General features: G+C 38.1%; 22 protein-coding genes and 1 riboswitch. Of the genes, 4 read left to right on the forward strand and 18 right to left on the reverse strand.

Going from position 1 to position 21,616, the window contains the following annotated elements:
• Nucleotides 1-31: 31 nt before the first annotated feature.
• Nucleotides 32-1,750: an HD domain-containing phosphohydrolase gene (locus MKZ14_RS14575; RefSeq protein WP_036076238.1), complete on the reverse strand. Its 1,719-nt coding sequence runs from the start codon at nucleotides 1,748-1,750 to the stop codon at nucleotides 32-34.
• Between the two features lie 834 nt (nucleotides 1,751-2,584).
• Here MKZ14_RS14575 and MKZ14_RS14580 point away from each other — a divergent pair.
• Nucleotides 2,585-3,985: an S-layer homology domain-containing protein gene (locus MKZ14_RS14580; protein WP_333006499.1), complete on the forward strand. Its 1,401-nt coding sequence runs from the start codon at nucleotides 2,585-2,587 to the stop codon at nucleotides 3,983-3,985.
• 24 nt (nucleotides 3,986-4,009) lie between these two features.
• On the opposite strand, the gene recO is transcribed toward MKZ14_RS14580, so the two are convergent.
• The 13 genes from recO to rpsU all read right to left on the reverse strand — a co-directional run bounded on the left by recO (nucleotide 4,010) and on the right by rpsU (nucleotide 15,611).
• A complete protein-coding gene (gene recO / locus MKZ14_RS14585; RefSeq protein ID WP_312126515.1) occupies nucleotides 4,010-4,795 on the reverse strand; it encodes a DNA repair protein RecO in 786 nt (261 codons plus the stop codon).
• Nucleotides 4,796-5,061: 266 nt separating this feature from the next.
• Nucleotides 5,062-5,979, reverse strand: a complete 918-nt coding sequence (era, locus tag MKZ14_RS14590; RefSeq protein ID WP_333006500.1) for a GTPase Era — start codon at nucleotides 5,977-5,979, stop codon at nucleotides 5,062-5,064.
• Nucleotides 5,966-6,379 (reverse strand): cytidine deaminase, encoded by a 414-nt coding sequence (locus MKZ14_RS14595; protein ID WP_016993543.1) that lies wholly within the window; start codon nucleotides 6,377-6,379, stop codon nucleotides 5,966-5,968. Before MKZ14_RS14595 ends, era begins: the two co-directional genes overlap by 14 nt.
• A gap of 59 nt (nucleotides 6,380-6,438) precedes the next feature.
• Nucleotides 6,439-6,789, reverse strand: coding sequence for a diacylglycerol kinase family protein (locus MKZ14_RS14600; protein WP_016993544.1), 351 nt, complete (start codon nucleotides 6,787-6,789; stop codon nucleotides 6,439-6,441).
• Complete coding sequence (ybeY, locus tag MKZ14_RS14605) at nucleotides 6,790-7,263, reverse strand: rRNA maturation RNase YbeY (protein WP_016993545.1); 474 nt, start codon at nucleotides 7,261-7,263, stop codon at nucleotides 6,790-6,792.
• Nucleotides 7,264-7,271: 8 nt separating this feature from the next.
• Entirely contained in the window at nucleotides 7,272-9,392 is a 2,121-nt protein-coding gene (locus MKZ14_RS14610; RefSeq protein WP_339280166.1) for an HD family phosphohydrolase, read from the reverse strand.
• A 518-nt stretch (nucleotides 9,393-9,910) separates the two neighbouring features.
• Complete coding sequence (locus MKZ14_RS14615; protein WP_016994096.1) at nucleotides 9,911-10,867, reverse strand: PhoH family protein; 957 nt, start codon at nucleotides 10,865-10,867, stop codon at nucleotides 9,911-9,913.
• Between the two features lie 2 nt (nucleotides 10,868-10,869).
• The gene (locus tag MKZ14_RS14620) at nucleotides 10,870-11,982 is read right to left on the reverse strand and encodes a sporulation protein YqfD (RefSeq protein WP_036076295.1); all 1,113 of its coding nucleotides are present in this window, start codon (nucleotides 11,980-11,982) and stop codon (nucleotides 10,870-10,872) included.
• Between the two features lies 1 nt (nucleotide 11,983).
• On the reverse strand, nucleotides 11,984-12,232 hold the full coding sequence (locus MKZ14_RS14625; protein ID WP_016994100.1) for a hypothetical protein: 249 nt from the start codon (nucleotides 12,230-12,232) through the stop codon (nucleotides 11,984-11,986).
• 54 nt (nucleotides 12,233-12,286) lie between these two features.
• The gene (locus MKZ14_RS14630) at nucleotides 12,287-12,763 is read right to left on the reverse strand and encodes a hypothetical protein (protein ID WP_258859753.1); all 477 of its coding nucleotides are present in this window, start codon (nucleotides 12,761-12,763) and stop codon (nucleotides 12,287-12,289) included.
• A gap of 25 nt (nucleotides 12,764-12,788) precedes the next feature.
• A complete protein-coding gene (gene floA, locus MKZ14_RS14635) occupies nucleotides 12,789-13,793 on the reverse strand; it encodes a flotillin-like protein FloA (protein ID WP_112118215.1) in 1,005 nt (334 codons plus the stop codon).
• A gap of 3 nt (nucleotides 13,794-13,796) precedes the next feature.
• Entirely contained in the window at nucleotides 13,797-15,125 is a 1,329-nt protein-coding gene (locus MKZ14_RS14640) for a nodulation protein NfeD (RefSeq protein WP_131520553.1), read from the reverse strand.
• 312 nt (nucleotides 15,126-15,437) lie between these two features.
• A complete protein-coding gene (gene rpsU, locus MKZ14_RS14645) occupies nucleotides 15,438-15,611 on the reverse strand; it encodes a 30S ribosomal protein S21 (protein ID WP_004227078.1) in 174 nt (57 codons plus the stop codon).
• A 253-nt stretch (nucleotides 15,612-15,864) separates the two neighbouring features.
• A riboswitch (cyclic di-AMP (ydaO/yuaA leader) is annotated at nucleotides 15,865-16,006 on the forward strand.
• Between the two features lie 116 nt (nucleotides 16,007-16,122).
• Between rpsU and MKZ14_RS14650 the strand changes: the two genes are divergently transcribed.
• The 3 genes from MKZ14_RS14650 to MKZ14_RS14660 all read left to right on the forward strand — a co-directional run bounded on the left by MKZ14_RS14650 (nucleotide 16,123) and on the right by MKZ14_RS14660 (nucleotide 19,593).
• Nucleotides 16,123-17,460, forward strand: a complete 1,338-nt coding sequence (locus MKZ14_RS14650) for a TrkH family potassium uptake protein (RefSeq protein WP_259419311.1) — start codon at nucleotides 16,123-16,125, stop codon at nucleotides 17,458-17,460.
• Between the two features lie 25 nt (nucleotides 17,461-17,485).
• Nucleotides 17,486-18,142 (forward strand): TrkA family potassium uptake protein, encoded by a 657-nt coding sequence (locus MKZ14_RS14655; protein ID WP_016994106.1) that lies wholly within the window; start codon nucleotides 17,486-17,488, stop codon nucleotides 18,140-18,142.
• 120 nt (nucleotides 18,143-18,262) lie between these two features.
• Nucleotides 18,263-19,593, forward strand: a protein-coding gene (locus tag MKZ14_RS14660) for an IS3 family transposase (RefSeq protein ID WP_339280167.1) whose coding sequence is annotated in 2 segments (ribosomal slippage) — nucleotides 18,263-18,644 and nucleotides 18,644-19,593 — 1,332 coding nt in all. Because the reading frame shifts where the segments join, the coding sequence is not laid out codon by codon here.
• A 62-nt stretch (nucleotides 19,594-19,655) separates the two neighbouring features.
• Here MKZ14_RS14660 and MKZ14_RS14665 read toward each other — a convergent pair.
• The 4 genes from MKZ14_RS14665 to deoC all read right to left on the reverse strand — a co-directional run bounded on the left by MKZ14_RS14665 (nucleotide 19,656) and on the right by deoC (nucleotide 21,540).
• Nucleotides 19,656-20,225: a manganese catalase family protein gene (locus tag MKZ14_RS14665; RefSeq protein ID WP_004227065.1), complete on the reverse strand. Its 570-nt coding sequence runs from the start codon at nucleotides 20,223-20,225 to the stop codon at nucleotides 19,656-19,658.
• A 24-nt stretch (nucleotides 20,226-20,249) separates the two neighbouring features.
• Entirely contained in the window at nucleotides 20,250-20,513 is a 264-nt protein-coding gene (locus tag MKZ14_RS14670; protein WP_016994107.1) for a spore coat protein CotJB, read from the reverse strand.
• Nucleotides 20,506-20,733, reverse strand: coding sequence for a spore coat associated protein CotJA (locus tag MKZ14_RS14675; protein ID WP_016994108.1), 228 nt, complete (start codon nucleotides 20,731-20,733; stop codon nucleotides 20,506-20,508). Before MKZ14_RS14675 ends, MKZ14_RS14670 begins: the two co-directional genes overlap by 8 nt.
• 135 nt (nucleotides 20,734-20,868) lie before the next feature.
• Complete coding sequence (gene deoC / locus MKZ14_RS14680; RefSeq protein WP_312127347.1) at nucleotides 20,869-21,540, reverse strand: deoxyribose-phosphate aldolase; 672 nt, start codon at nucleotides 21,538-21,540, stop codon at nucleotides 20,869-20,871.
• Nucleotides 21,541-21,616 lie beyond the last annotated feature (76 nt).

The raw sequence follows: 21,616 nt of genomic DNA on the forward strand, positions 1-21,616 counted from the left end.
AGGGGGTAGCCAGCCGGCAACTCCCTCTTTCTTATGCTTTAAATGTTGAAAATAAGCGCTCTTGCATTTTTTCCTCGAATGAAAACTTTTTCATGCTCAAACCTATTAAGCTCACTAATAGCTCCTCAATATCCGCTAGTGAGTAATAAAGGAATGTACCTTCTCGCATTGGACGAACCCGTTTGTCAAAAGTTAGTTCCTCTTCAATAAAGTAAGCGACATTAACATCACAATGTTCCATCAATTGCGTAATACGTTGATCATCACCTGGGTTTATAAAGAATGGCACAATTTTATCAATATACAAAATACTTTGAACAAGCTTAATGAAGAAATTTTCACGTAGCGATGTCTCCACAACTAATATGGTCGTTTGTTCATGTTGATAATCCATATATAAAACGTTTAATTGCTCCTCTAGTAGCGTTTTTAAAATACCAATAGAATTGCGATATTTCGTCATATCTGTTTGGATTTCTCTTGTTAATAAACGTAAAATACGAAAGGCTGGTAAGAAAATTTTTAAGACAATTTCTTTAGGATGTAAATGGTCAATTAATTTATTAAAATGAATTCTCAGATTATTTTCGTCACAGCGGATTAATTGTTCAACAAATAAGTTGAAAATCTCTTCAAAGCTATTAGCTCGATAGTCGATCATTTTCGCAATTCTCACACTGTAGTTTAAAGGTAAGTTCATTGATTTCTGCTCATCTAACAACCTTACTTTGGGTAATGTAGGAAATAAATCATAAACAAGCTCTACTTGCGCACTGCGGTTATCTGATAACATAACAACAGAGTTAACTGGATAAATCCCTAAACATTCTACAAATTTATGCATAAAGCTCTCATTATATAAATGACGATCTCTGTATAAGACAGCTAAAGCATCTGTAGCACCATAGCCAACATGATAGACTCTCTTGGATGTCATCGCTGAATATACATCAACAATTTGTAATAATTGTACACCCTCACTCATATCATCCGCGCAAAGTTGATTGGGATAGCCCTTTCCCGCAAAGCGTTCATGATGATCTCTTGCCAAATAGGCAATGTCTTCCTCGTTATGTTCCATGAGTAGCTCGTAGCCTTTTGTTGTATGTGTCTTTACAATATCGAACTCATCTTCAGAGAGTTTGCGTTTCAGATTTAATATTTCTTGAGGTATAAAAACCTTCCCGATATCATGGAACAAATAGCCCCTAGCTAGTGTTTCGATATCTGTTAAACCTAGGTATCTAGCAAAAATTGTACCTAATACAAATACATCAAATGAATGGACAAATGAATACTCGTCCCATTCCTTTAAACGCATAAGTAGCTCATAGCGATGTTTTTTTTCCAAAATCTTTTCAAAAACACCTCTTACATAAGCCGTATCCTGTATGCTTTTAAGAATTTGTCCATAGCGTAATTCGTGCACGACATTCTCCAACGTTGTCATAAAAAGCTGACTAACTGTCTCTTTATAATCATCCACAGGATCTCTTTTTTCAATTAATGGGGCAAATAGATCTTCATATTCTCTTGTTCGTTGAGCACTTAAATCATGGACAACTCGAACTGAATCAGATGGCAAATAGACAGATAATTCATCTACTTTACGAAGTTTAAGTAAGGCAATAATTCGCTCCGTTAAAACTAAATCCTTTTTAGCCAATAAACGATACTCTGAAAAAATATCTTCTGCTAATATATCATTTGCTTCAACTTCATGAATACTTAAGGTTACTTTTCGTAGCATATATTTTGCCACATACGCAATGTACTAAGCACTATGTGACTCCCTCCTTCTTCCATAGGACTGCGCTATTCTGATAAACGTATAACAATACGTTTTGCTGATAGAGGCTTTTATATTTCATAGGCATGTCTAAAGTGATCAAGCGTACATCAGTTTCGATGGAGATTAAACGACTTAATTATATTTAAAAAATATAATTACCATTATCTATACCATTTACAATATCATAGGTTAAAATGCCTTTTCAACTAGTATATGGGTCTCGAATGAACAGTTTCTACCACTTATATAATGAAAACTAAACAAAAATACAAATCTTTTTACCTATTAAAATACTTATAAATATAGATATAAATAAAAATATAGATAAATCAGACTTCATATTCTTTATTTAAAGACAGAAAAATAACAAATAAAATTAAATATCAGCAATAATTTTATTTTGTAAAAATTGAAATTTATTCATTAAAAAGAAAGGTAATATAGTTGCATCCTCCTATAAAATCAAAGGTATTTCTTTTTATTTAAAAGATAAAATGAAGTTAGTTCTACGCTATGCAAGTTAATTAGTTTTAGCTCACCCTTTTTAGGCATCATCGATTACCAAACACGTCATGATATGGATGAAATTCCCTCTATTCGCTGTTCCATCTTTTTGGTATAAATAAGTTATTATAGTTAGTATTAGCTGTTAAATAATGATTATTTAATAAGCTATAGACTCATCACCTTTTAACATTCATTCGTCCGGAAGTTTGAACTGATACATAGGAAGGTCTGACCAGAAACATATATACTATAAAATTTTCTATTGTACTTTTTGGAGGAATTTAATTGCAGTCTCAACGTTTATTTCAACTAGCTATGGCTTCTGCTTTAGCAACAAGTGCGATTATTATCGCACCACCCGCACATGCAGCATCATTTTTTCCTGATATCAACCCAACCAATGAGGAAGGTAAGGCTATTATTCAATTAGCAGAGCGTGGCATTATTTCAGGCTATATGGATGGGACATTTAAACCCGCTAATCCTATTACACGTACACAGGCTGCGAAGATTTTAGCAGGAATTTTAAAGTTAGATACAGTTCACGTAAAAAATCCCCAATTCAAAGACATCAAACCTGGCGATGAAAACTACGGAGCCATTGCAGCATTAGCAAATGCTGGCATTATTAATGGTGCAAATGGTTATTTCTACCCTACTCAAAATATCACTCGCGAGCAAATGTCTAAAATGATTGCGAAAGGCTTTGGATTAATAAGTACGAGTAACACGCAATTACCGTTTACAGATGTTAAAAAGGGGAATGAATTTGAGCCACATATTAAAGCATTGTTTGCAAATGGGATTACCAAAGGAACATCTGCAACGACTTTCGGCCCAAAAAGCAATGTAAAGCGCTCTCAGCTGGCTGCTTTTGTTGTACGAGCTGAAAAGTTGCTAGGCAATGCAACCGTCTATGCAAGTCAATTTAAACAGGACTATATTTTTGCCTCTTATGGTGGTCTTGAGCCAGCAGAGGATATTTTCACATGGAATGAAGAGGAAGATATGACAGAGTCTATCACGATTACCCCTATAAAAGAAGGTACGGGTAAATTAGTGATTACTGGATTGACGGATGATTCAGAGGACTTTATTGACATTTTTTATTTAGTACATGTCAAAAATGTAAATGGTAAGCTGAAGGTAACACTTGAAGAAGTAAAAGAAGATGATTATATCGAAAATTTACCACTCGATTTGTCTGAAAGCAAATTACCATTCATGCCAACAGAGGTGACGGTTCAAAACGCGAATGGACAGCCACTCGCTTCAAATTTCTATAACTTTAATCAACAAGATCAAACACTGTCCATCTCGCAAAATGGACAATACATTGTTACATTTTCAGATGGGACGCAACAACAAAAGATGGCCGCAGATGTGTATTCCTATGATTTTGTTCGCAGCATTGATTTATATCATTTGACAGATGAATTAATACTGACAGCGCAAGAATTACCTTTCGAACCAACACATGTAGCACTCGAAAGCTTTGGTTTTGAGCCAGTGCCTGTAAAAGCGACAATTCTTGACGGGCAACTACATATTACGCCAAAAGCTGAAGGTCTAGCGATTCTCCATTTAACAGGTAAAAACAATGAAACAGCATACCTTTATATTGAAAGTAAAAAAATTGCTGGACACTGGGCCTTTTTAGTGACAGAGGATGAGGATGAATTTTAAATAACGTGAAATGCCAGATGAACATTATGATTCATCTGGCATTTTGTCTTTCGAGCGTATTTGCAGTTCAGGGGTACGTTCTAGTTGCTCTATAAATTTTCTCGTCTTAAACCGAATACCGGTTTGTTCTTCATAGATGGTTGTTATAATTTTTTTAATGAAATATTTTGTTTCTTTTTTTAGTTCTATTTTTCCAATTTGGTCGATAGGAACAGTGTAGAACATCCTGATAAGTTTCAGCTGTGTTGGCGTTAAGCGAATGATATAGGGGTCATGCTGATAACAGCGATGGCATAAGAATCCTCCTTGAGCAAAGGAAAAAGCGAATTCCCCATCTACTGCGCCACACGCAGCACAGGCATGTAAAATAGGTTGTACACCTGTATAGGGTAACATCTTCCATTCAACAAACAGCGTAATGGCTTCAGGATCATAGCCATCCTCAATTGCTTGTAGTGCATGTAATAAAACATCAAACGCAAAGGGCTCTGGCTTCCCTTCTTCCACAACTCGCTCCACTAATTCCATAATGTAGCTAGCATAAGCAGTAGCCATAATATCCTCACGAATATGGCGCATTGAATTCAAATGTTCTCCCTGTTGCAAAGTTCCCATGCCCGTATGATGTTGAACCATAAACATGCCATAGGTAAAGGGTTGCGTGACGGAAGCCAATCTACTAGAAGGTTTTTTTGCCCCTCGAGCCATCGTAGCCACTTTGCCAGCTTCCCGTGTAAGCAAAATAACAATCTTATTGGATTCGCCATATGCGCGAACCTTTAATACAATACCTTCCCATTTATGAAGCATAATCCCCCTCCTTTCTTAAAAGAACTATCCATGAAAAGAGAGCTGCCCAAATAATTTTGGACAGCTCAAAAATAAAACGATCAAATACTGCCAGATTTTGTGCTTACAGAAGAAGCTAACCTAAAACCGTCACCTCAAAATCTGGCGTCTATATCCTGATCCACCAGGCACTAAACACCTGCTGAAAAAACTTATGTTCATCTCCCGAATAAGTGGGAGTCTTCTGTATCTGACGCTTCGCTTTCGATACAAATCAGGAAAAGAACTTAATATTCATCATCACGGAATCCGAAATCACGTAAATGTGTTGATTTATTGCGCCAATCCTTTTGTACCTTTACCCATAGCTCTAAATAGACTTTAGAACCTAATAGCATTTCGATATCCTTTCGCGCACGTGTCCCTACTTCCTTTAGTAAGGCTCCACGTTTCCCAATAACAATCCCTTTTTGAGAATCACGCTCTACAATAATGGTTGCCGCTACATGGATTTTATCCTCATTTTCTTCATCACGACGAATTTTATCAATTACCACTGCGATCGAATGAGGAATTTCCTCACGTGTTAAATGCAGGACTTTTTCACGAATAAGTTCTGATATAATAAATCGTTCAGGATGGTCTGTCACTTGATCTGCTGGGTAATACTGTGGTCCTTCTGGTAAGTACTTTTCTAATGTCATTAATAAATTTTCTACATTATTACCTTGTAGAGCCGAAATTGGTACTATCTCAGCAAAATCATAGCGCTCTTTATAGCTCTCAATAATTCCTATTAGTTCATCTGGATGAATGGCATCAATTTTATTGATGACTAAAAAGACAGGTGTTGGATTTCCTGCTAGCATTTCTAGAATAAATTCATCACCTTTACCGAGTTTTTGCTCAGCATTGACCATAAACATAATAACGTCCACTTCACGCAATGTGTTTTTAGAAACCTTCAGCATGAAATCGCCTAGTTTATGTTTTGGCTTGTGAATCCCTGGTGTATCAATAAAAATCATTTGGCTATCATCTGTTGTCAGTACGCCCTGTACTTTATTTCGTGTTGTTTGCGGCTTATCACTCATGATCGCAATTTTTTGGCCAATGACACGATTTAAAAATGTCGATTTGCCAACGTTTGGACGACCAATAATGGAGATAAAGCCTGATTTATAGCCATTTTTAGTTTCCTGCATTCTCTAAATCCTCCGTCGTAAATGCAAACGGTAGTAATTCGCCTACTGACGTTACCGTCACATCACCTTTTAAGTTCGTTAAATAGACAGGCATAGTTGGAGCGCAAAACTCCATCATGACCTGACGACATGCTCCACATGGGGCGCAGGGCCCGTCCGTATCAGCTACAATGGCAATGGCTTCGAAATCGTAAATTCCCTCCGATACTGCCTTAAAAAACGCTGTACGCTCAGCACAATTCGTCATACTATAGCCTGCATTTTCAATATTACAGCCGTGAATAACTTCTCCATCTTTCGTTAATAGAGCTGCCCCCACTTTAAATTTTGAATAAGGAACATAGGCTTTTTCACGCGCTTTTTTTGATTCCTCTAATAATGCATGCATATCCATTGTCATCTATACTAATTCTCCCTCACATTTATGGTTTATTTTCATTTAGAAGACACTCATTTCCATTAAAACCATTTTGGCAGAAAGATGAGTAATCCGATTATAGCACTGAATAGCGCAAATACAAGCACTGCACCTGCTGCAATATCTTTTGCCTGCTTAGCAAGTGGATGTATCTCTGGGGAAGCTAAATCGACTACCCGCTCGATAGCTGTATTCATCATTTCCAGCGCAAACATTAGTGCTATTAATAGTAGCACAATATACCATTCCATACGAGATAAACCTGTCAAATAACCAGCCAGTATCACAATGATTGCACTTACTATATGTGATTTTAAATTTTGTTCTTTACTTGCAGTTATGATGCCTTCAAACGCATAGCCAAAAGATCGCAAGTATTTGCGCAAATCCATCTAGTCTCGACCTAAGCCAAAAGTTTGGAGAATCTCATCTTGCTTTGCAAACATCACTTTCTCTTCTTCTGGCTCCATATGGTCATAACCAAGTAAATGTAAAAAACCATGTACTGCTAAAAAGCCTAATTCTCGCTCAAAAGAGTGATTATATTCCTCAGCCTGCTCTTTGGCACGGTCTGTTGAAATAATAATATCACCTAATATACGTGGCATTCCTTCAAAAGTTACTTCCATTTCCCCTTCCCCTAGCTCCTCTAGTGCAAAGGAAATGACATCTGTTGGCTGATCCTTACCACGATATTCACGATTAATATCTTGAATAGCCTCGTTCGTTACAAACGTCACCGAAACCTCTGTTTCTGGCTCAATGTTTTCTACACTAGCAGCATGCTGTAATAGCTTTTCAACAAGCTCGATATGCTGTGCTCCCACTTCATTTGTTTCATCCGTAAAATCAATTGTTAAAATCATAGATCCTCCTACTTATCTGCCTTTGGATATTCAATACGTGAATGGAATATCCCATTCAACGTTTCGCAAAGTACTCTCTCTATACATTTTAACTCTTTTATTGAAATATCGCATTCATCAAACTGATTATCTTGGACACGATCATCGATAATCGCTCGTACTAGCTTCTGAATTTTCTCTGCATTTGGCTCTTTCATAGAACGTACTGCGGCCTCGACACTATCCGCAACACTTATAACAGCTGCTTCTTTTGTTTGTGGTTTGGGCCCTGGGTATCGGAACTTTGCCTCATCAATATTTTTTCCTTCTTCCTTTGCTTTAAACAAGAAGAATTTTAACAAACTTGTGCCATGATGTTGTAAAGCGATATCAATAATCTCTTGAGGCATTTTATAACGTTTTAACATATTGGCACCATCTGTCGTATGGGCGATAATAATCTCTGCACTTGTTTCAGGTGGTAACGAATCGTGCGGATTGATGCCCGACATCTGATTTTCGATGAAAAAGGACGGTCGTTTGGTTTTACCAATATCATGATAATAACAACCTACACGTGCTAATAAACCGTCAGCACCAATCTCTTCACAGGCAGCTTCCGCTAAGTTCGCTACCATCACACTATGATGATATGTCCCTGGAGTTTCCATTAATAATTTTTTTAATAATGGATGGTTGGGATTGGATAACTCAATTAAACGTAAAGAAGAAAGCAAGCTAAACGCCGATTCAAAGAATGGTAAAAGTCCCATCGTTAATGCCCCTGAAAGCAAAGCAGATAACATCGCTGCTATTAAGTAAAATACTAATTCTGGTAGGCCATAGGATGATTGTGTCATCAACAAATAAAACGCGATAAATGCCATGTTTACAAGGGAAATCACACCAACTGCATGTAAAATATGTGAGCGTTTTTCTACACTACGCAAAAAGAATAAGCTGGCAAACCCTCCGAATATGATATACAGCGTAATTTCCATTTGCATAACAGACGAATAGCCTTCTTGAAAAATAACCCCTGCTGAAGCAGCCGTCATAACGGTAATTAATACAGCCGCTCGCTCATCCGCTAGCAATCGTACAAGCATCGTAGCTAGTGCTGTCGGGAATAAAAAGGCAATCGTCACATCAAAGCCACCAGAAATTAAGCTAATAAATTTCATTAGCAAAATAGACAAGCTATAAACAATCACTGTCACTAACAGTGCATTACGTTTTTTTCGTTCGTTAGCCTCCCAACGCTCAAATAAAATATACATAAACATCATTTGCAGTAGCGTTAAAATAATAAGTCCTGCAATAGGCTTCAAGGAGGCCTTATTACTAACCATCCCCAATAGCTCTAATTGTCTAAAGGCCTCATTGTCAATAATTTGACCTTCCTGAACAATAATCTGTCCTTGTAAAATGCGTGTCGGCTCTACACTTTCTTTGGCCTGCTGTTTTCGAATCTTTGTTTGTTCTTCATTAATTGTTTCATTTTCTATAATGCTTGTACGTCCTATTAACACGACTGTATTGAATATTTTATCGGGATATCCGCGTTGTCCACGAATTTTTGTCTCAAAATCATTTTGAGCAACAAAGACGTTCTCTGGTCGGATGGATTTTTGTAAATATTCCTCTACAAATTTGGATAATTGCGTACTTGTTCTAGTTAAATCTTCTTCACTTTGCACTAACAGACCTTCCAGCTGGGAATCTGTAAAAATTAACGGCATCTGGTCTTCGTCTATGGATTCAAATTTTTTGCGAAGCTGTGTAACCTGATCTGCAATAGGTATAGGTTCCTTACTATTTGCAACATCCTTTTTCACTTCTAAAACATAATCAAATAATGATGTTACAATCGCTGCTCTTTGCTTGGCGACATCCTCCGAAAATTGATAGACCGAATCCACTGCATTGGCAGCTTTTTCTCGCTCTAGCTGTGTTTTATAAGTGTCTTCAATCGTTTTAGTAGATCGTACGGTTTCAGGCGCAAGCTGTAATGGTTTGAAATCATATGTAACTCCTTTAACATTGCCATACATGAACCCAAATTGTAGGCCACCTGTTAAAATGAGAATGATGATAAGAAAGTAGCGAAAACCGATAAGCTCTGTAAATTTTCGAAGTTGTTTCTCCATCTGGCACCTCCTCTATCTACCTACTATCATACCAATTCAACATACATTTTTCTCGAAAAATGTATAAGAAAGCAAAAAACAGCTATGCATCTTCGCATAGCTGTCACATTTTTTTCCATATTTTGATTAAATTCGTGGTTTAGGTTTTAACTATATGGATGTTTTAAACCTCGTTACCCCTGTCGCTTCGCTTTCGGGGCAGACTTTAAAACCTGTTGCCCCTGTTGCTTCGCTTTCGGGGCAGACTTTAGACCTCGTTGCCCCTGTCGCTTCGCTTTCGGGGCAGACTTTAGAACCTGTTGCCCCTGTCGCTTCGCTTTCGGGGCAGACTTTAAACCTCGTTACCCCTGTCGCTTCGCTTTCGGGGCAGACTTTAAACCTCGTTGCCCCTGTCGCTTCGCTTTCGGGGCAGACTTTAGACCTCGTTGCCCCTGTCGCTTCGCTTTCGGGGCAGACTTTAACCCCTGTTGCCCCTGTCGCTTCGCTTTCGGGGCAGACTTTAGAATTGCTACGCAATTCTAAAGTTGCTGTTCTTCGTAGGCTTGGATGATTTTGGCTACGATTGGGTGACGTACGACATCGCCTTGTTCTAATACTTGGAAATGGATGGATTTAACATACTTTAATGTACGCTCCGCAACAATCAAGCCAGATTCTGTATTTTTAGGTAAGTCGATTTGCGTTTTATCACCAGTGATGACCATTTTAGAGCCGAAGCCCAGACGTGTTAGGAACATTTTCATTTGTTGATGAGTTGTATTTTGTGCTTCATCTAAAATAACAAAGGCATCATCTAATGTACGGCCACGCATATAGGCTAAAGGGGCGATTTCAATCGTTCCACGTTCAATTAGCCGCTGTGTTTGTTCAGAGCCGTAGATGTCGTTTAAAGCGTCATAGAGAGGACGTAGATATGGATCGACCTTTTCCTTTAAATCCCCTGGAAGGAAGCCTAGAGACTCTCCAGCTTCAACAGCAGGGCGAGTTAAAATAATTCGCTTAACATGGCCATTTTTAAGTGCCTGTGTTGCCATAACTACCGCTAAATACGTTTTCCCCGTACCGGCTGGACCAATACCGAAAACAACGTCTTTATGACGGATTGCTTGTATGTATTCTCGTTGACCAATTGTTTTTGCACGAATTGACTTTCCTTTCGTCGTGCGTGCTATTTCTTCATCATATAGTTCTGCAAAATATTCGATAGTTCCTTTTTGTGTCATTTCAATAGCTGTAGTGACATCACGTTGATCAATATTAATTCCTTTGCGAATGACCTTCAATAAAGCATGCAGAAGAAAGGTTGCCTGTTCCTTAGCATTTTCTTCACCCGCAAGTTGAATTTGTTCACCACGCGTAATGATATGAACATTAAGTGCTTCTTCAACTAATTTCATATTTGCATCGGAAATACCTAGTAGCATAACCGCTTCATTTGGATTATCCACCTGTAATACAGTTAACTGTTCTGACATAATCATTCTCCTTGTAGGCCTTGTATTGGACTTGCAATGTTTTCATTGACTAAAAATAGAACTTTCCCTTCAACTGTACCATTCCCCCACTTTGCCTGTAAAAGGTTTTCTTTCTTGATGATTGTTTTTGCAGGTAACGAGCGTAATACTTTTTCATGCAATAATGGAATAAGCAATGTCTCAATTTTCGATTCATCCAACTCCACTTGCATGGTTTTCGTCTGTTGCTCCTCCACAATCGAAACATAGGGGGCTAGCCAATTCGGTAAATCCTTTTTTTGAACATAATCCACCTTTTCCTCATGTATACCCTTTATCAACACCCGCCATTGCTTTTGCTGCAAGGTTTCCACGGTAATTTTTGTTGGAATTTTAAATGAACATTCAAGCCAATAATCTGCATAAACCTCACCTTTCGCCCCAACAAAAACTTGATCTGTGCCACTTTCTAATACACCACTTACGAGGACGTCACCCTCATAGGCTGTATCATTCACTGAAATCTTTCGCTCGCCATGCTGTATATTGAAGTGGGTAATGACACCACTTTTCGTTGCTACTATATGGGAGGCTAATTTGTCAGTTGTTTGCTCTGTTTGTTTCGGTGATTCTTGTGGTCTCAAAATTACTCGTCCGCCGTGCTTATCAATATGGACCCATGATAGTTCTCGGTGTTGCTCTAACAGCTTTTGTCGTATAACCGTATTAGAAGGTAACTTTTTTTGAGATAAAGGGGTTTCTAGTTGAAAGGTTTCATGAAAGGTCTTACCTAAACGCTCCTCCAGTTCTGGTGTCGCGGCTTCAATGTCCACTCGCCATATGACTTGTGCACAAAGGATTGGAATAGCAATCATGAAGGCTAAGCCCAATAGAGTCCAAATTTGTGCACGAAAAACTTGAAGCTCATCTGCATAAAAAACAGCCATTTTTAAGCGAAAACGTCTTCGTACACGGCGTATTTTTGGTAGGTAATGCATTGTCGTTTCAAAGGAAACTTCCTGATCACGAAAGACAACACGCTTTAACGGGACATGTTGAGCGTGCAATGCTTGAATAAAAGGATGAACATTTTCATGGCGCTTTATACGTATAATAATTGGCCGATTATTCCACATTTTAGCTCACACCCATATTCTTTGTCATTTTCATATGAAGTTCCTGAAGATTGTTAACAGATAGATGTAGCATTTCTTCTTTAAGCGCATTGATTGTCACTGAATCCGCATTGACAGTAATATGATAATCTGCATAGACAAACGAACAGGTCGTCGCATCTGCATGAATAAAACGGTAAGGTCCAATAATTTTTAATGATTCGTATTCTAACAACTCAAGTAGTGGCGTTAATTGAAATAATTTTTTCATAAAAAATGCCTCCTTCTTCGGCAATATATGCATCGAAAAAGGAGGACATGCTAGTTATTTTCTTTTTGATTTTGGTGGTCCTAATATTTCGGCCATCACAATTGCTTGCACAAGATCATTTTTAGATTGAGGTAGTTGTAAAGTCGAATGAGCGCCAACAGATTGCACTTCCTTTTTTCCAGCAGCTAATCGTCCCCGACTTTCTCGATTAGAAGAACGGCTAGGAATATCAGTTGGAATGACAGCTGGGGCAACATAGCTTGGTATTTCCTTTTTCACTTGTTCTTCAACAAATTTTTTAGGCTCCTCAACTTTCTCATTTTCTGGAATCCAATCTCCGATAAATTCTCGTGCAAAGTCTTCAAAACTCTGTGCTTTCCCACTACGATGTGGCTCTTTCTCCGTAACTGGAGGCTCCACCGCGGTGTCTTTATTAAAAGGAGGCATCTGCTTCTGAGGCTTTTTATTTTTTGATTTTCCGAAAATAGAGCTGACTATGGCAATTATGGCGAAGATTATTAACTGTTCCATATGTTAGTTCCGCTCCTTTCCGTTATTAAGCATTGGGTTCATTTTTTTCAGGCTTATCATTGCTTACTTTTGAAATAGAGTCACGCATTGCTGTATCCGCTTGGATATTGCGATAGTTCATATAATCCATAATACCAAGATTACCAGAACGTAAGGCTTCAGCCATCGCTTGTGGTACTTCTGCCTCTGCTTCTACTACTTTCGCCTTCATCTCTTGAACACGTGCAATCATTTCTTGCTCATTTGCAACAGCCATAGCACGACGTTCCTCGGCTTTTGCTTGTGCAATGTTTTTATCTGCTTGTGCTTGTTCAATCTGTAATTCTGCACCGATATTTTTACCGATATCTACATCGGCAATATCAATGGACAAGATTTCAAAGGCTGTTCCTGAATCTAACCCTTTAGATAATACTGTTTGCGAAATCATATCTGGATTTTCTAAAACTTCTGTATGATGTGTCGCTGAACCGATAGTTGAAACAATCCCCTCACCAACACGAGCAATAACTGTTTCTTCACCAGCACCACCGACTAAACGCTCGATGTTGGCACGCACGGTAATACGAGCCTTTGCTTTTACTTCAATCCCGTTCATTGCTACACCTGAAATGAACGGTGTTTCAATAACTTTTGGATTAACAGACATTTGAACAGCTTCTAATACATCACGCCCAGCTAAATCAATTGCTGCACAACGTTCAAATGACAGCTCTATATTGGCACGGTGAGCCGCAATTAAGGCATTCACTACACGGTCAACATTACCACCTGCTAAATAGTGACTCTCTAACTGATTAATCGTTACAGGTAAACCAGCTTTATGTGCTTTAATCAACGGATTAACAATTCGAGACGGGATAACACGACGTAAGCGCATCCCAATTAATGTGAAAATACTCACACGTACACCTGCTGCTAATGCAGAAATCCACAATGCTACGGGTACAAAGGTAAAGAATACCGCAAGCACAATGAATAAAATAACTAGTCCAGCAATAGGACCAATCAAAGCTAAATCAAAACCCATTTTCTATTCCTCCATCTCTTTATCTGTTTGTCTCACAACAATGCGTGAGCCTTCAACTTTAATAATTTCTACATGTTGATTAACATCGATATAGCCACCTTCTGATACAATATCAATGCGTTCACTACCAAGTACCATTGTTCCAGATGGACGAAGTGGCGTAAGCGTTTTCCCAATTTTTCCTAACAGTTCTGTGCGATTCACATTGGATACATACCCTTCTTCTGTCGTGGTTGCATCCATTAACACAAGCCTGTTTAAGACATGCAGTTTTTTTCCGAAAAATTTCATCAGAATCACCATTCCTATCATCGCTATCACAAGCGCAATGAGAATTGCTACTATCATTTGCATCATATTTGCACCTGCCAGTATCAGACTTAGTACTATTAAGACACCACCTAAAATACCAATAATTCCACCGGGGACAAAAAACTCTGCAATTAAAAGGGCTAAGCCAACAATAAATAACAATAATGTTTCATATCCCGCAAAGCCGGCCACCATATGTCCAAAGAAAAATAAACCAAGTGCTGATAAGCCCATTATACCTGGAACACCAAATCCTGGCGAATAAAGCTCCATCACAAGTCCTAAGCTAGCGATAGACAATAGAATAGGTACAATGATGGGATTTGTAATAAAACGAGCTAACTTTTCAGAAAAGGTTGGTTCAATGGGAACAACATCACTACCATTCAAGTTGGTTACTTCTAAAAGCTCCTGAAAATCTTTAACCGTCCCTTCAGAATATTTAACCTTTGCTGCCTCTGAGGCTGATAGGGTTAACAAATTCTTTCCGCCAGCACGGTATTCTGGTAGTTCATAGTTGGTATCTGCCATTGCTAATGCATATTTAGGGTCGCGCCCTGACGTTTCTGCTGCTGCTTTCATTTGAGCAAGCCAAGCGCTATTGGCCTTTAGGTCGGCTGCATTACCTGCTGAATCGATAACTGCTGCTGCACCAATTGTTCCATTTGGAACCATGTAGATCTTATCCGCATGTAAGGCTAAAAACGCTCCTGCTGAGTGCGCATCCTTATTAATATAAGCAATCGTTTTTATTTGCGTTGCATCCATAAGCATGGCGATATCGCTTGCTGCATTCACAAAACCGCCAGGCGTATGTATTTCTAAGATAATTGCCTCTGCATTGTTTTCTTCAGCCTCTTTAAAAGCTCGTTCTAAAAATGCATGAAGTCCTCGCTCTACTTCATTACGAATCGGAACATGATAAACCTTATTACTGGCAAAAGCCGAAGTTAATGGAAACGCTAACAAAAAAGTCATCCATATCACTAGTAAATAGCTGAGGATTCTCCGTTTTCGCATCTTTTCCCCTCCCTTCTAACATGCCTCTCCTCTGTATATACGGTCAATCATGCGAAAAGTTTCACAAATCTTAAAAATTTATTCACTTATTTATCACTAGATCTAATCCCAATTATCAACACTTAGTATGTGAAAAAAAGCCGAATGAAATCATTTTGATTCATTCGGCTTTTTCATATGTACGTAAAGTTGAGCAATGTAAAATACCTGAAATTAATCAAAAATGTGATTAATTTCAGGTATAACTTTGTCTGCTCAGTGAATCATACAATTGCGTGTTATGAACGTAGGGATTTTTAATGGGAAATTAAATTACCACTTACGTTTACGTGCAGCTTCTGATTTCTTTTTACGTTTTACGCTAGGTTTTTCGTAGAACTCGCGCTTTCTAACTTCTTGAATTGTACCACTTTTTGATACAGTACGTTTGAAGCGGCGAAGAGCATCTTCAAGCGATTCGTTTTTGCGAACGACAGTTTTTGACATCTCTCTTTCCCTCCCTCCGAACACACGTCAATACACAATTAGGCAAATCACCTTCTGTTGTGTACTAAAAAATTATATCGTATTGTCTAATAATGGTCAATAGAAAGTATGCGAAATTATCAAGTGAATTTTTGGTTTTATTTTTGCTCGAATTATTCATACACAATTCGCCCACAATAAAAATAATTACATTTTCTTAACAATTAAGGGGTTTACAAAAAATAGAATAAGGGCGTAGAATAAATCACATTCAATTTCATATCGGCCAAATCTCAACTATTTGAGAACGGAGGAACCAATCTTTTGGGGTTAATTCTGCTTTAGCAGAAGGGATGAGAAAGCTCTTTCGCCATCCTACCCGTCAGCTAACTTCGTCGGCTAAAGCGAAGGAGGTCGTTATTGACCACCATTATTAGCATGCTTTCTACCCTTTTCATGCTCTAATCGTAGGTCTTTTTATTATGCCATCTAACAAACAGTTGTTTACTATTCAGAATTGAGGAAAAATTAAATGAACAATTTTAAAAGAGCATTAAATCCTCCCAAAGTTCTTGTATTGGGCTTTGCCCTCATCATTGCCATAGGTACGTTTCTTTTAACAATGCCATTTTCTACTGAGGATGGGAAGGGTTTGCCCTTTTTAGATGCTTTATTCACTGCTACATCAGCTACTTGTGTCACAGGTTTAATTGTAGTCGATACAGGTGATACCTTCTCTACTTTTGGCGAAGTGGTTCTTTTATTCTTAATCCAAATTGGCGGTTTAGGATTTATGACATTTGCCACATTATTATTTTTACTGCTTGGAAAGAAAATTTCATTAAAAGAAAGACTGCTGCTAAAAGAAGCATTTAATAATATCTCCATTGCTGGTCTTGTTCGATTAGTGAAAAGAATATTACTCTTTACAGCATGTATTGAAATAATCGGTGGTCTTATTCTATCCATTCGTTTTTCTTTTGATATGCCTATTGGAAAGGCCCTTTATTTTGGATTTTTTCATGCCATATCCAACTTCAACAACGCTGGCTTCGATTTAATGGGTGGCTTTAACGGAATGACTGCCTATGTTGATGATCCCTTTGTTGTTTTCACCATCTGTGCTCTTATTACAATCGGCGGATTAGGCTTTATTGTGATGAATGAATTATATGAATATCGTGTGACTAAAAGGCTTTCTGTCCATTCAAAAATAGTCTTAGTAACGACACTTTTGCTAACTGTTAGTGGAACCATTTTGATATTTTTGTTTGAGTATGGCAACCAAAAGACACTGGGACCATTATCCGAATGGGGTAAAGTGTTAGGTTCCCTTTACCAAGCGGTTACACCACGAACTGCTGGCTCCAATACACTGGCTATTGGGGACTTAACGCATTCTACATTATTTTTAATGATTCTTTTCATGTTTATTGGGGCAGGCTCTGGGTCGACTGCTGGAGGTATTAAAATCACAACCTTTGCTGTTTTAGTAGCTACTATGTGGTCACAAATTCGAGGAAAAGAAGATGTCGTTCTCTTTAAACGTAGAATTGTTACTGAAACTATCTTAAAGGCTTTGACGGTTACAATGTGTGGAGGATTAATTGTTATAGTCGTGACGATTCTTCTCAGTATCACGGAACAGCATCATAGCTTTATGATGTACTTATTTGAGGCTACCTCTGCGTTTGGTACTGTTGGTCTTTCGATGGGCCTAACTCCAGAGCTAACACCTGCTGGTCGTCTTCTTCTGATTATTACAATGTTCGCAGGAAGAGTAGGACCACTAACCATTGCTTTTGCCATTGCAAAACGAAGAAAAAAAGAGAGTTTCCGCCACCCAAAAGGAAATATTATGATTGGATAACCAAATGAGAGGAAGACAGAACGCTATGACCATTAAACAATACGCTGTGATTGGCTTAGGTAGATTCGGAACAAGCGTCGCTCGCAGATTGCATGAAGCTGGACAGGAAATATTAGGAATTGATATAAATGAAGAAAGAGTAGAGGATGCCGAACCCTATGTGACTCACGCTGTGGTAGCAGATACAACAGAAGAAAAAGCCTTAAAATCGATTGGTATTGGTAACTTCGATTGTGTTATCGTGGCGATCGGTAATGATATGCAATCTAGTATTTTAACCGTCTCTTTATTAAAAGAGCTAGGGATCAAAAAAGTGATTGCAAAGGCACTAGGTAAAAGACATGGGCAAGTGTTAGATAAAGTTGGAGCTGATTGGATTATTTATCCTGAAAGAGATATGGGTGAACGTGTGGCTAATCAACTCCTATCCCCAAACATGTTGAATTATATCGAATTATCAAAGGAATACAGTATTGAAGAAATTATGATTCCTTCTAAAATGGCTGGACAAAACCTTCGCGATTTAGACTTGCGCGCAAAATATAACGTCAGTGTAATTGCAATTGTGCGAGAAGGGGAAATTATTATTTCCCCTTCTCCTGAGCAGATTATTGAAAAGGAAGATTTATTAGTAATGATTGGGCATCGAAAAGATCTTACATTATTCTCAAATATTCAGTAATCACAAAAAAGCTGTTTCAAGTTCTTAAACTGTACCCTATAAGATAGACACTTTGAAAAAAGTCTATCCTATAGGGTACTTTTGTTTATAATGAGAAAAAAGATGTTGGGGTAGAGTGAAATGACCAAAAGATATTTTACGAAAATGGAACAAGAACAACTAAAATGTAATCCAAATGTGCAAGCAGTTAGCGAGAAAGCGATCACATATACTGACGAATTTAAACGTCATTTTATTGCGGAAAATGAAAAAGGTAAATTCCCAAGAGAAATTTTTGAAAATGCAGGTTTAGATGTTGAATTAATCGGTATAAAACGAATCGAATCTTCAGGCAAACGCTGGCGAGCTTCTTATCGTAAAGCAGGTGTCGGAGGTTTACAAGATACACGTAAAACAAATTCAGGTAGACCTTCCGAACGCGAATTGACATTAGAAGAAAAATTGAAGCGTTTAGAGGCGAAAAATCGGTTACTTGAAGCAGAGAATGAATTGTTAAAAAAGCTCGATCTACTCGAAAGGCAGATGTTGAAGAAGAAATAAAAATCGCTACGACACTAAAATTTGAACTCATCCATCACACGATGAAAAAGTATAAATTAAAGCGTTTAGTCAGCTATTTATGTGATGTGATGGGTATATCTCGGTCTGGCTATTACAATTATTTTTTAGAAAAATCAGCTCAGAAGCGTGTGGAGCAAGAACAAGCAGATGAAGTGGTAAAGGAAATCATTTTAAAAGCGTATCATTTCAGAGGGCGAAAAAAAGGAGCACGTCAAATTAAAATGACGTTAGAAAATCAATATGGAATTACGTACAATCTGAAACGTATTCGCCGCGTGATGAAAAAATATCAGATTATCTGCCCGATTCGAAAAGCGAATCCAACTCGACGTATGGCAAAAGCAACGAAAGAACATCGTACGTGCCCAAATGAATTACAACGCAACTTTAAACAGGGTATGGCCGGAAAAGTGTTACTGACAGATATCACCTATTTAACGTATGGAAGCAGTAAACGCGCTTATTTATCAACGATTAAAGACGCTGAAACGAATGAAATTTTAGCGTATGAAGTGTCGTCTTCATTAAGTATAGATATTGCCCTCAATACGCTTCATCAATTGAAGAAACACCGCCATTTAACGGAAGATGCCTTTATTCATTCGGATCAAGGATTCCATTATACCAATCCACAATTCCAAAAACTTGTGAAGAAAATGGGGTTAGGACAATCCATGTCTCGCCGTGGAAACTGTTGGGACAATGCGCCACAAGAATCATTTTTTGGACATTTTAAAGATGAAACAACTATCGAGAAATGTGAAACATTAGAAGAAGTCAAACGAGAAATTAAGAGTTATATGATGTATTACAACCATTATCGAGGGCAATGGCATTTGAAAAAGCTGCCGCCTGCAAAATACAGACAGCAGCTTCAACAAGTTACCTAGCCTTTTTTAAAATGTCCTTTACAAAGGGTACAGTTTATCTACTTGATACAGCCTTTTTCGTCTTAGAAAACTTTCTTTTGATCTCTATCATCTTTTAAAATTTCAACAGCCTCTCTAAATCGCTGGGAATGAACAATTTCTCGCTCACGTAAAAACTTCAAGCTATCATTTAAATCCGTGTCATCTGATAAGTCAATAATCCATTGATATGTGGCACGTGCCTTTTCTTCAGCCGCTATATCCTCATACAGATCCGCGATAGGGTCACCCTTAGCTTGAATATAGGTTGCTGTGAATGGTACCCCTGAGGCGTTTTGATAAAAGAGAGCACGATCGTGATTTACATAATGATCACCCAAGCCAGCTTCTTTCAGCATTTCTGGTGTTGCATCTTTTGTTAGCTTATAAATCATCGTGGCAATCATTTCTAAATGTGAAAATTCCTCAGTTGCTATATCGGTCAATAACCCTACTACTTTGTCAGGAATCGTATAGCGTTGATTCATGTAGCGTAGAGCTGCTGCCAGTTCCCCATCCGCCCCTCCATATTGCTCAATTAAAAACTTAGCAAGCATTGGGTTACATGTACTAACTTTTACCGGATACTGGAGTTTCTTTTCATAATACCACAAAGATTATTCCTCCTAGTCTTTTGTTTAGACTTGCCATGGCCATGGTGTATCAATCCAGTTAAAAGGATAATTCGAATAGCTTCTCCCAAAATTCATGAGTGGTCCATATTTTTGCTCAAAATCAATTTTAAGTTTCATACTTTTCTCTGTATTTTCATTAAATTGCTGAATGGCGTCATAATCGTGTGGATGAGTGTCTAAATAGAGGTTTAATTCAACAATGACGAAATCAATTGCTTGAATTTCTTCTAATTGCTTATAAAATTCGGGCGGCATCTTTTTAGTCATGCTTCCTCCCTCCTTTTAGGGGAAATGGGTATGGGCTAAACAACTGTGGCCATAGCGTGCCTGCCTTCAGCGCTTCTCTTGCGGTTGGAAATTGTGGTAGTCCAGGTGGTTGAAAACCCATATATAATTGTGGGGGTGTTGCATAATACTTAACTTCTATAGGCTTACAAGGATCAAAGGGGCTAATATAGGGCCTCCAAGACTTATACTGTGTAAACATGACATCCTCCTTTCTGTATTTACATTCATCAGTGGAGTATATGTGCACAGAAAATTATTATGCTGATTAAACACAAAGAAGCCATAAGCTCATGTCAATGTACACATGAGCTTATGGCTCTATAAAAGGATAAAATTAATAGTTGGAGTCGGCAATTAAACCATTCATAATAGCTACACCAGAGCTAGCCCCAATACGAGTCGCACCAGCTTCTACCATTTTTTTCATGTCCTCTAAGCTACGAACACCACCTGATGCTTTTACACCAAGTTCTGGACCTACAGTTTTACGCATAAGTGCGATATCCTCTGCTGTGGCTCCACCAGTAGAAAAACCTGTAGATGTTTTCACATAGTCTGCACCCGCTGCTACAGCTAACTCACATGCTTTCACTTTTTCTTCGTCTGTTAGTAAGCATGATTCAATAATGACTTTTACAAGTGCGCTATCTTTAGCTGCTTCTACTACTGCGGCGATATCTGCTTGTACAAGTTCATAGTCTTTATCTTTTAACGCACCGATATTAATAACCATATCTACTTCTTTTGCACCGTTAGCAATAGCATCTTTTGCTTCAAATGCTTTGACTGCTGGCGTATTGGCACCAAGCGGGAACCCAATTACCGTACAAACTAAAACGTCTGTACCCTCTAATAATTCACTACTACGCTTTACCCAAGTAGGATTTACACAAACAGAAGCAAAGTTAAATTGTTTAGCTTCTGCACATAATTTGTCAATTTGTTCTTTCGTTGCCTCAGCCTTTAATAATGTATGATCAATCATACGTGCAAAATTCTTTTCCATTGTTGACCGCTCCTTCATTAAACAAGATGTACGTACCTCTTCGAATCATACCATTTTTTCACGTTGGCGTCTAATT

The sequence above is a fragment of the Lysinibacillus sp. FSL P2-0066 genome, from assembly GCF_037969495.1.
Taxonomy (GTDB): Bacteria; Bacillota; Bacilli; order Bacillales_A; family Planococcaceae; genus Lysinibacillus; species Lysinibacillus boronitolerans.

Coding starts and splice junctions, on each gene's coding strand:
- MKZ14_RS14575 (WP_036076238.1), bottom strand. CDS start 1,750: ATGCTACGAAAAGTAACCTTAAGTATTCATGAAGTTGAAGCAAATGAT.
- recO (WP_312126515.1), bottom strand. CDS start 4,795: ATGCTTCATAAATGGGAAGGTATTGTATTAAAGGTTCGCGCATATGGC.
- era (WP_333006500.1), bottom strand. CDS start 5,979: ATGCAGGAAACTAAAAATGGCTATAAATCAGGCTTTATCTCCATTATT.
- MKZ14_RS14595 (WP_016993543.1), bottom strand. CDS start 6,379: ATGACAATGGATATGCATGCATTATTAGAGGAATCAAAAAAAGCGCGT.
- MKZ14_RS14600 (WP_016993544.1), bottom strand. CDS start 6,789: ATGGATTTGCGCAAATACTTGCGATCTTTTGGCTATGCGTTTGAAGGC.
- ybeY (WP_016993545.1), bottom strand. CDS start 7,263: ATGATTTTAACAATTGATTTTACGGATGAAACAAATGAAGTGGGAGCA.
- MKZ14_RS14610 (WP_339280166.1), bottom strand. CDS start 9,392: ATGGAGAAACAACTTCGAAAATTTACAGAGCTTATCGGTTTTCGCTAC.
- MKZ14_RS14615 (WP_016994096.1), bottom strand. CDS start 10,867: ATGTCAGAACAGTTAACTGTATTACAGGTGGATAATCCAAATGAAGCG.
- MKZ14_RS14620 (WP_036076295.1), bottom strand. CDS start 11,982: ATGTGGAATAATCGGCCAATTATTATACGTATAAAGCGCCATGAAAAT.
- MKZ14_RS14625 (WP_016994100.1), bottom strand. CDS start 12,232: ATGAAAAAATTATTTCAATTAACGCCACTACTTGAGTTGTTAGAATAC.
- MKZ14_RS14630 (WP_258859753.1), bottom strand. CDS start 12,763: ATGGAACAGTTAATAATCTTCGCCATAATTGCCATAGTCAGCTCTATT.
- floA (WP_112118215.1), bottom strand. CDS start 13,793: ATGGGTTTTGATTTAGCTTTGATTGGTCCTATTGCTGGACTAGTTATT.
- MKZ14_RS14640 (WP_131520553.1), bottom strand. CDS start 15,125: ATGCGAAAACGGAGAATCCTCAGCTATTTACTAGTGATATGGATGACT.
- rpsU (WP_004227078.1), bottom strand. CDS start 15,611: ATGTCAAAAACTGTCGTTCGCAAAAACGAATCGCTTGAAGATGCTCTT.
- MKZ14_RS14650 (WP_259419311.1), top strand. CDS start 16,123: ATGAACAATTTTAAAAGAGCATTAAATCCTCCCAAAGTTCTTGTATTG.
- MKZ14_RS14655 (WP_016994106.1), top strand. CDS start 17,486: ATGACCATTAAACAATACGCTGTGATTGGCTTAGGTAGATTCGGAACA.
- MKZ14_RS14670 (WP_016994107.1), bottom strand. CDS start 20,513: ATGACTAAAAAGATGCCGCCCGAATTTTATAAGCAATTAGAAGAAATT.
- MKZ14_RS14675 (WP_016994108.1), bottom strand. CDS start 20,733: ATGTTTACACAGTATAAGTCTTGGAGGCCCTATATTAGCCCCTTTGAT.
- deoC (WP_312127347.1), bottom strand. CDS start 21,540: ATGGAAAAGAATTTTGCACGTATGATTGATCATACATTATTAAAGGCT.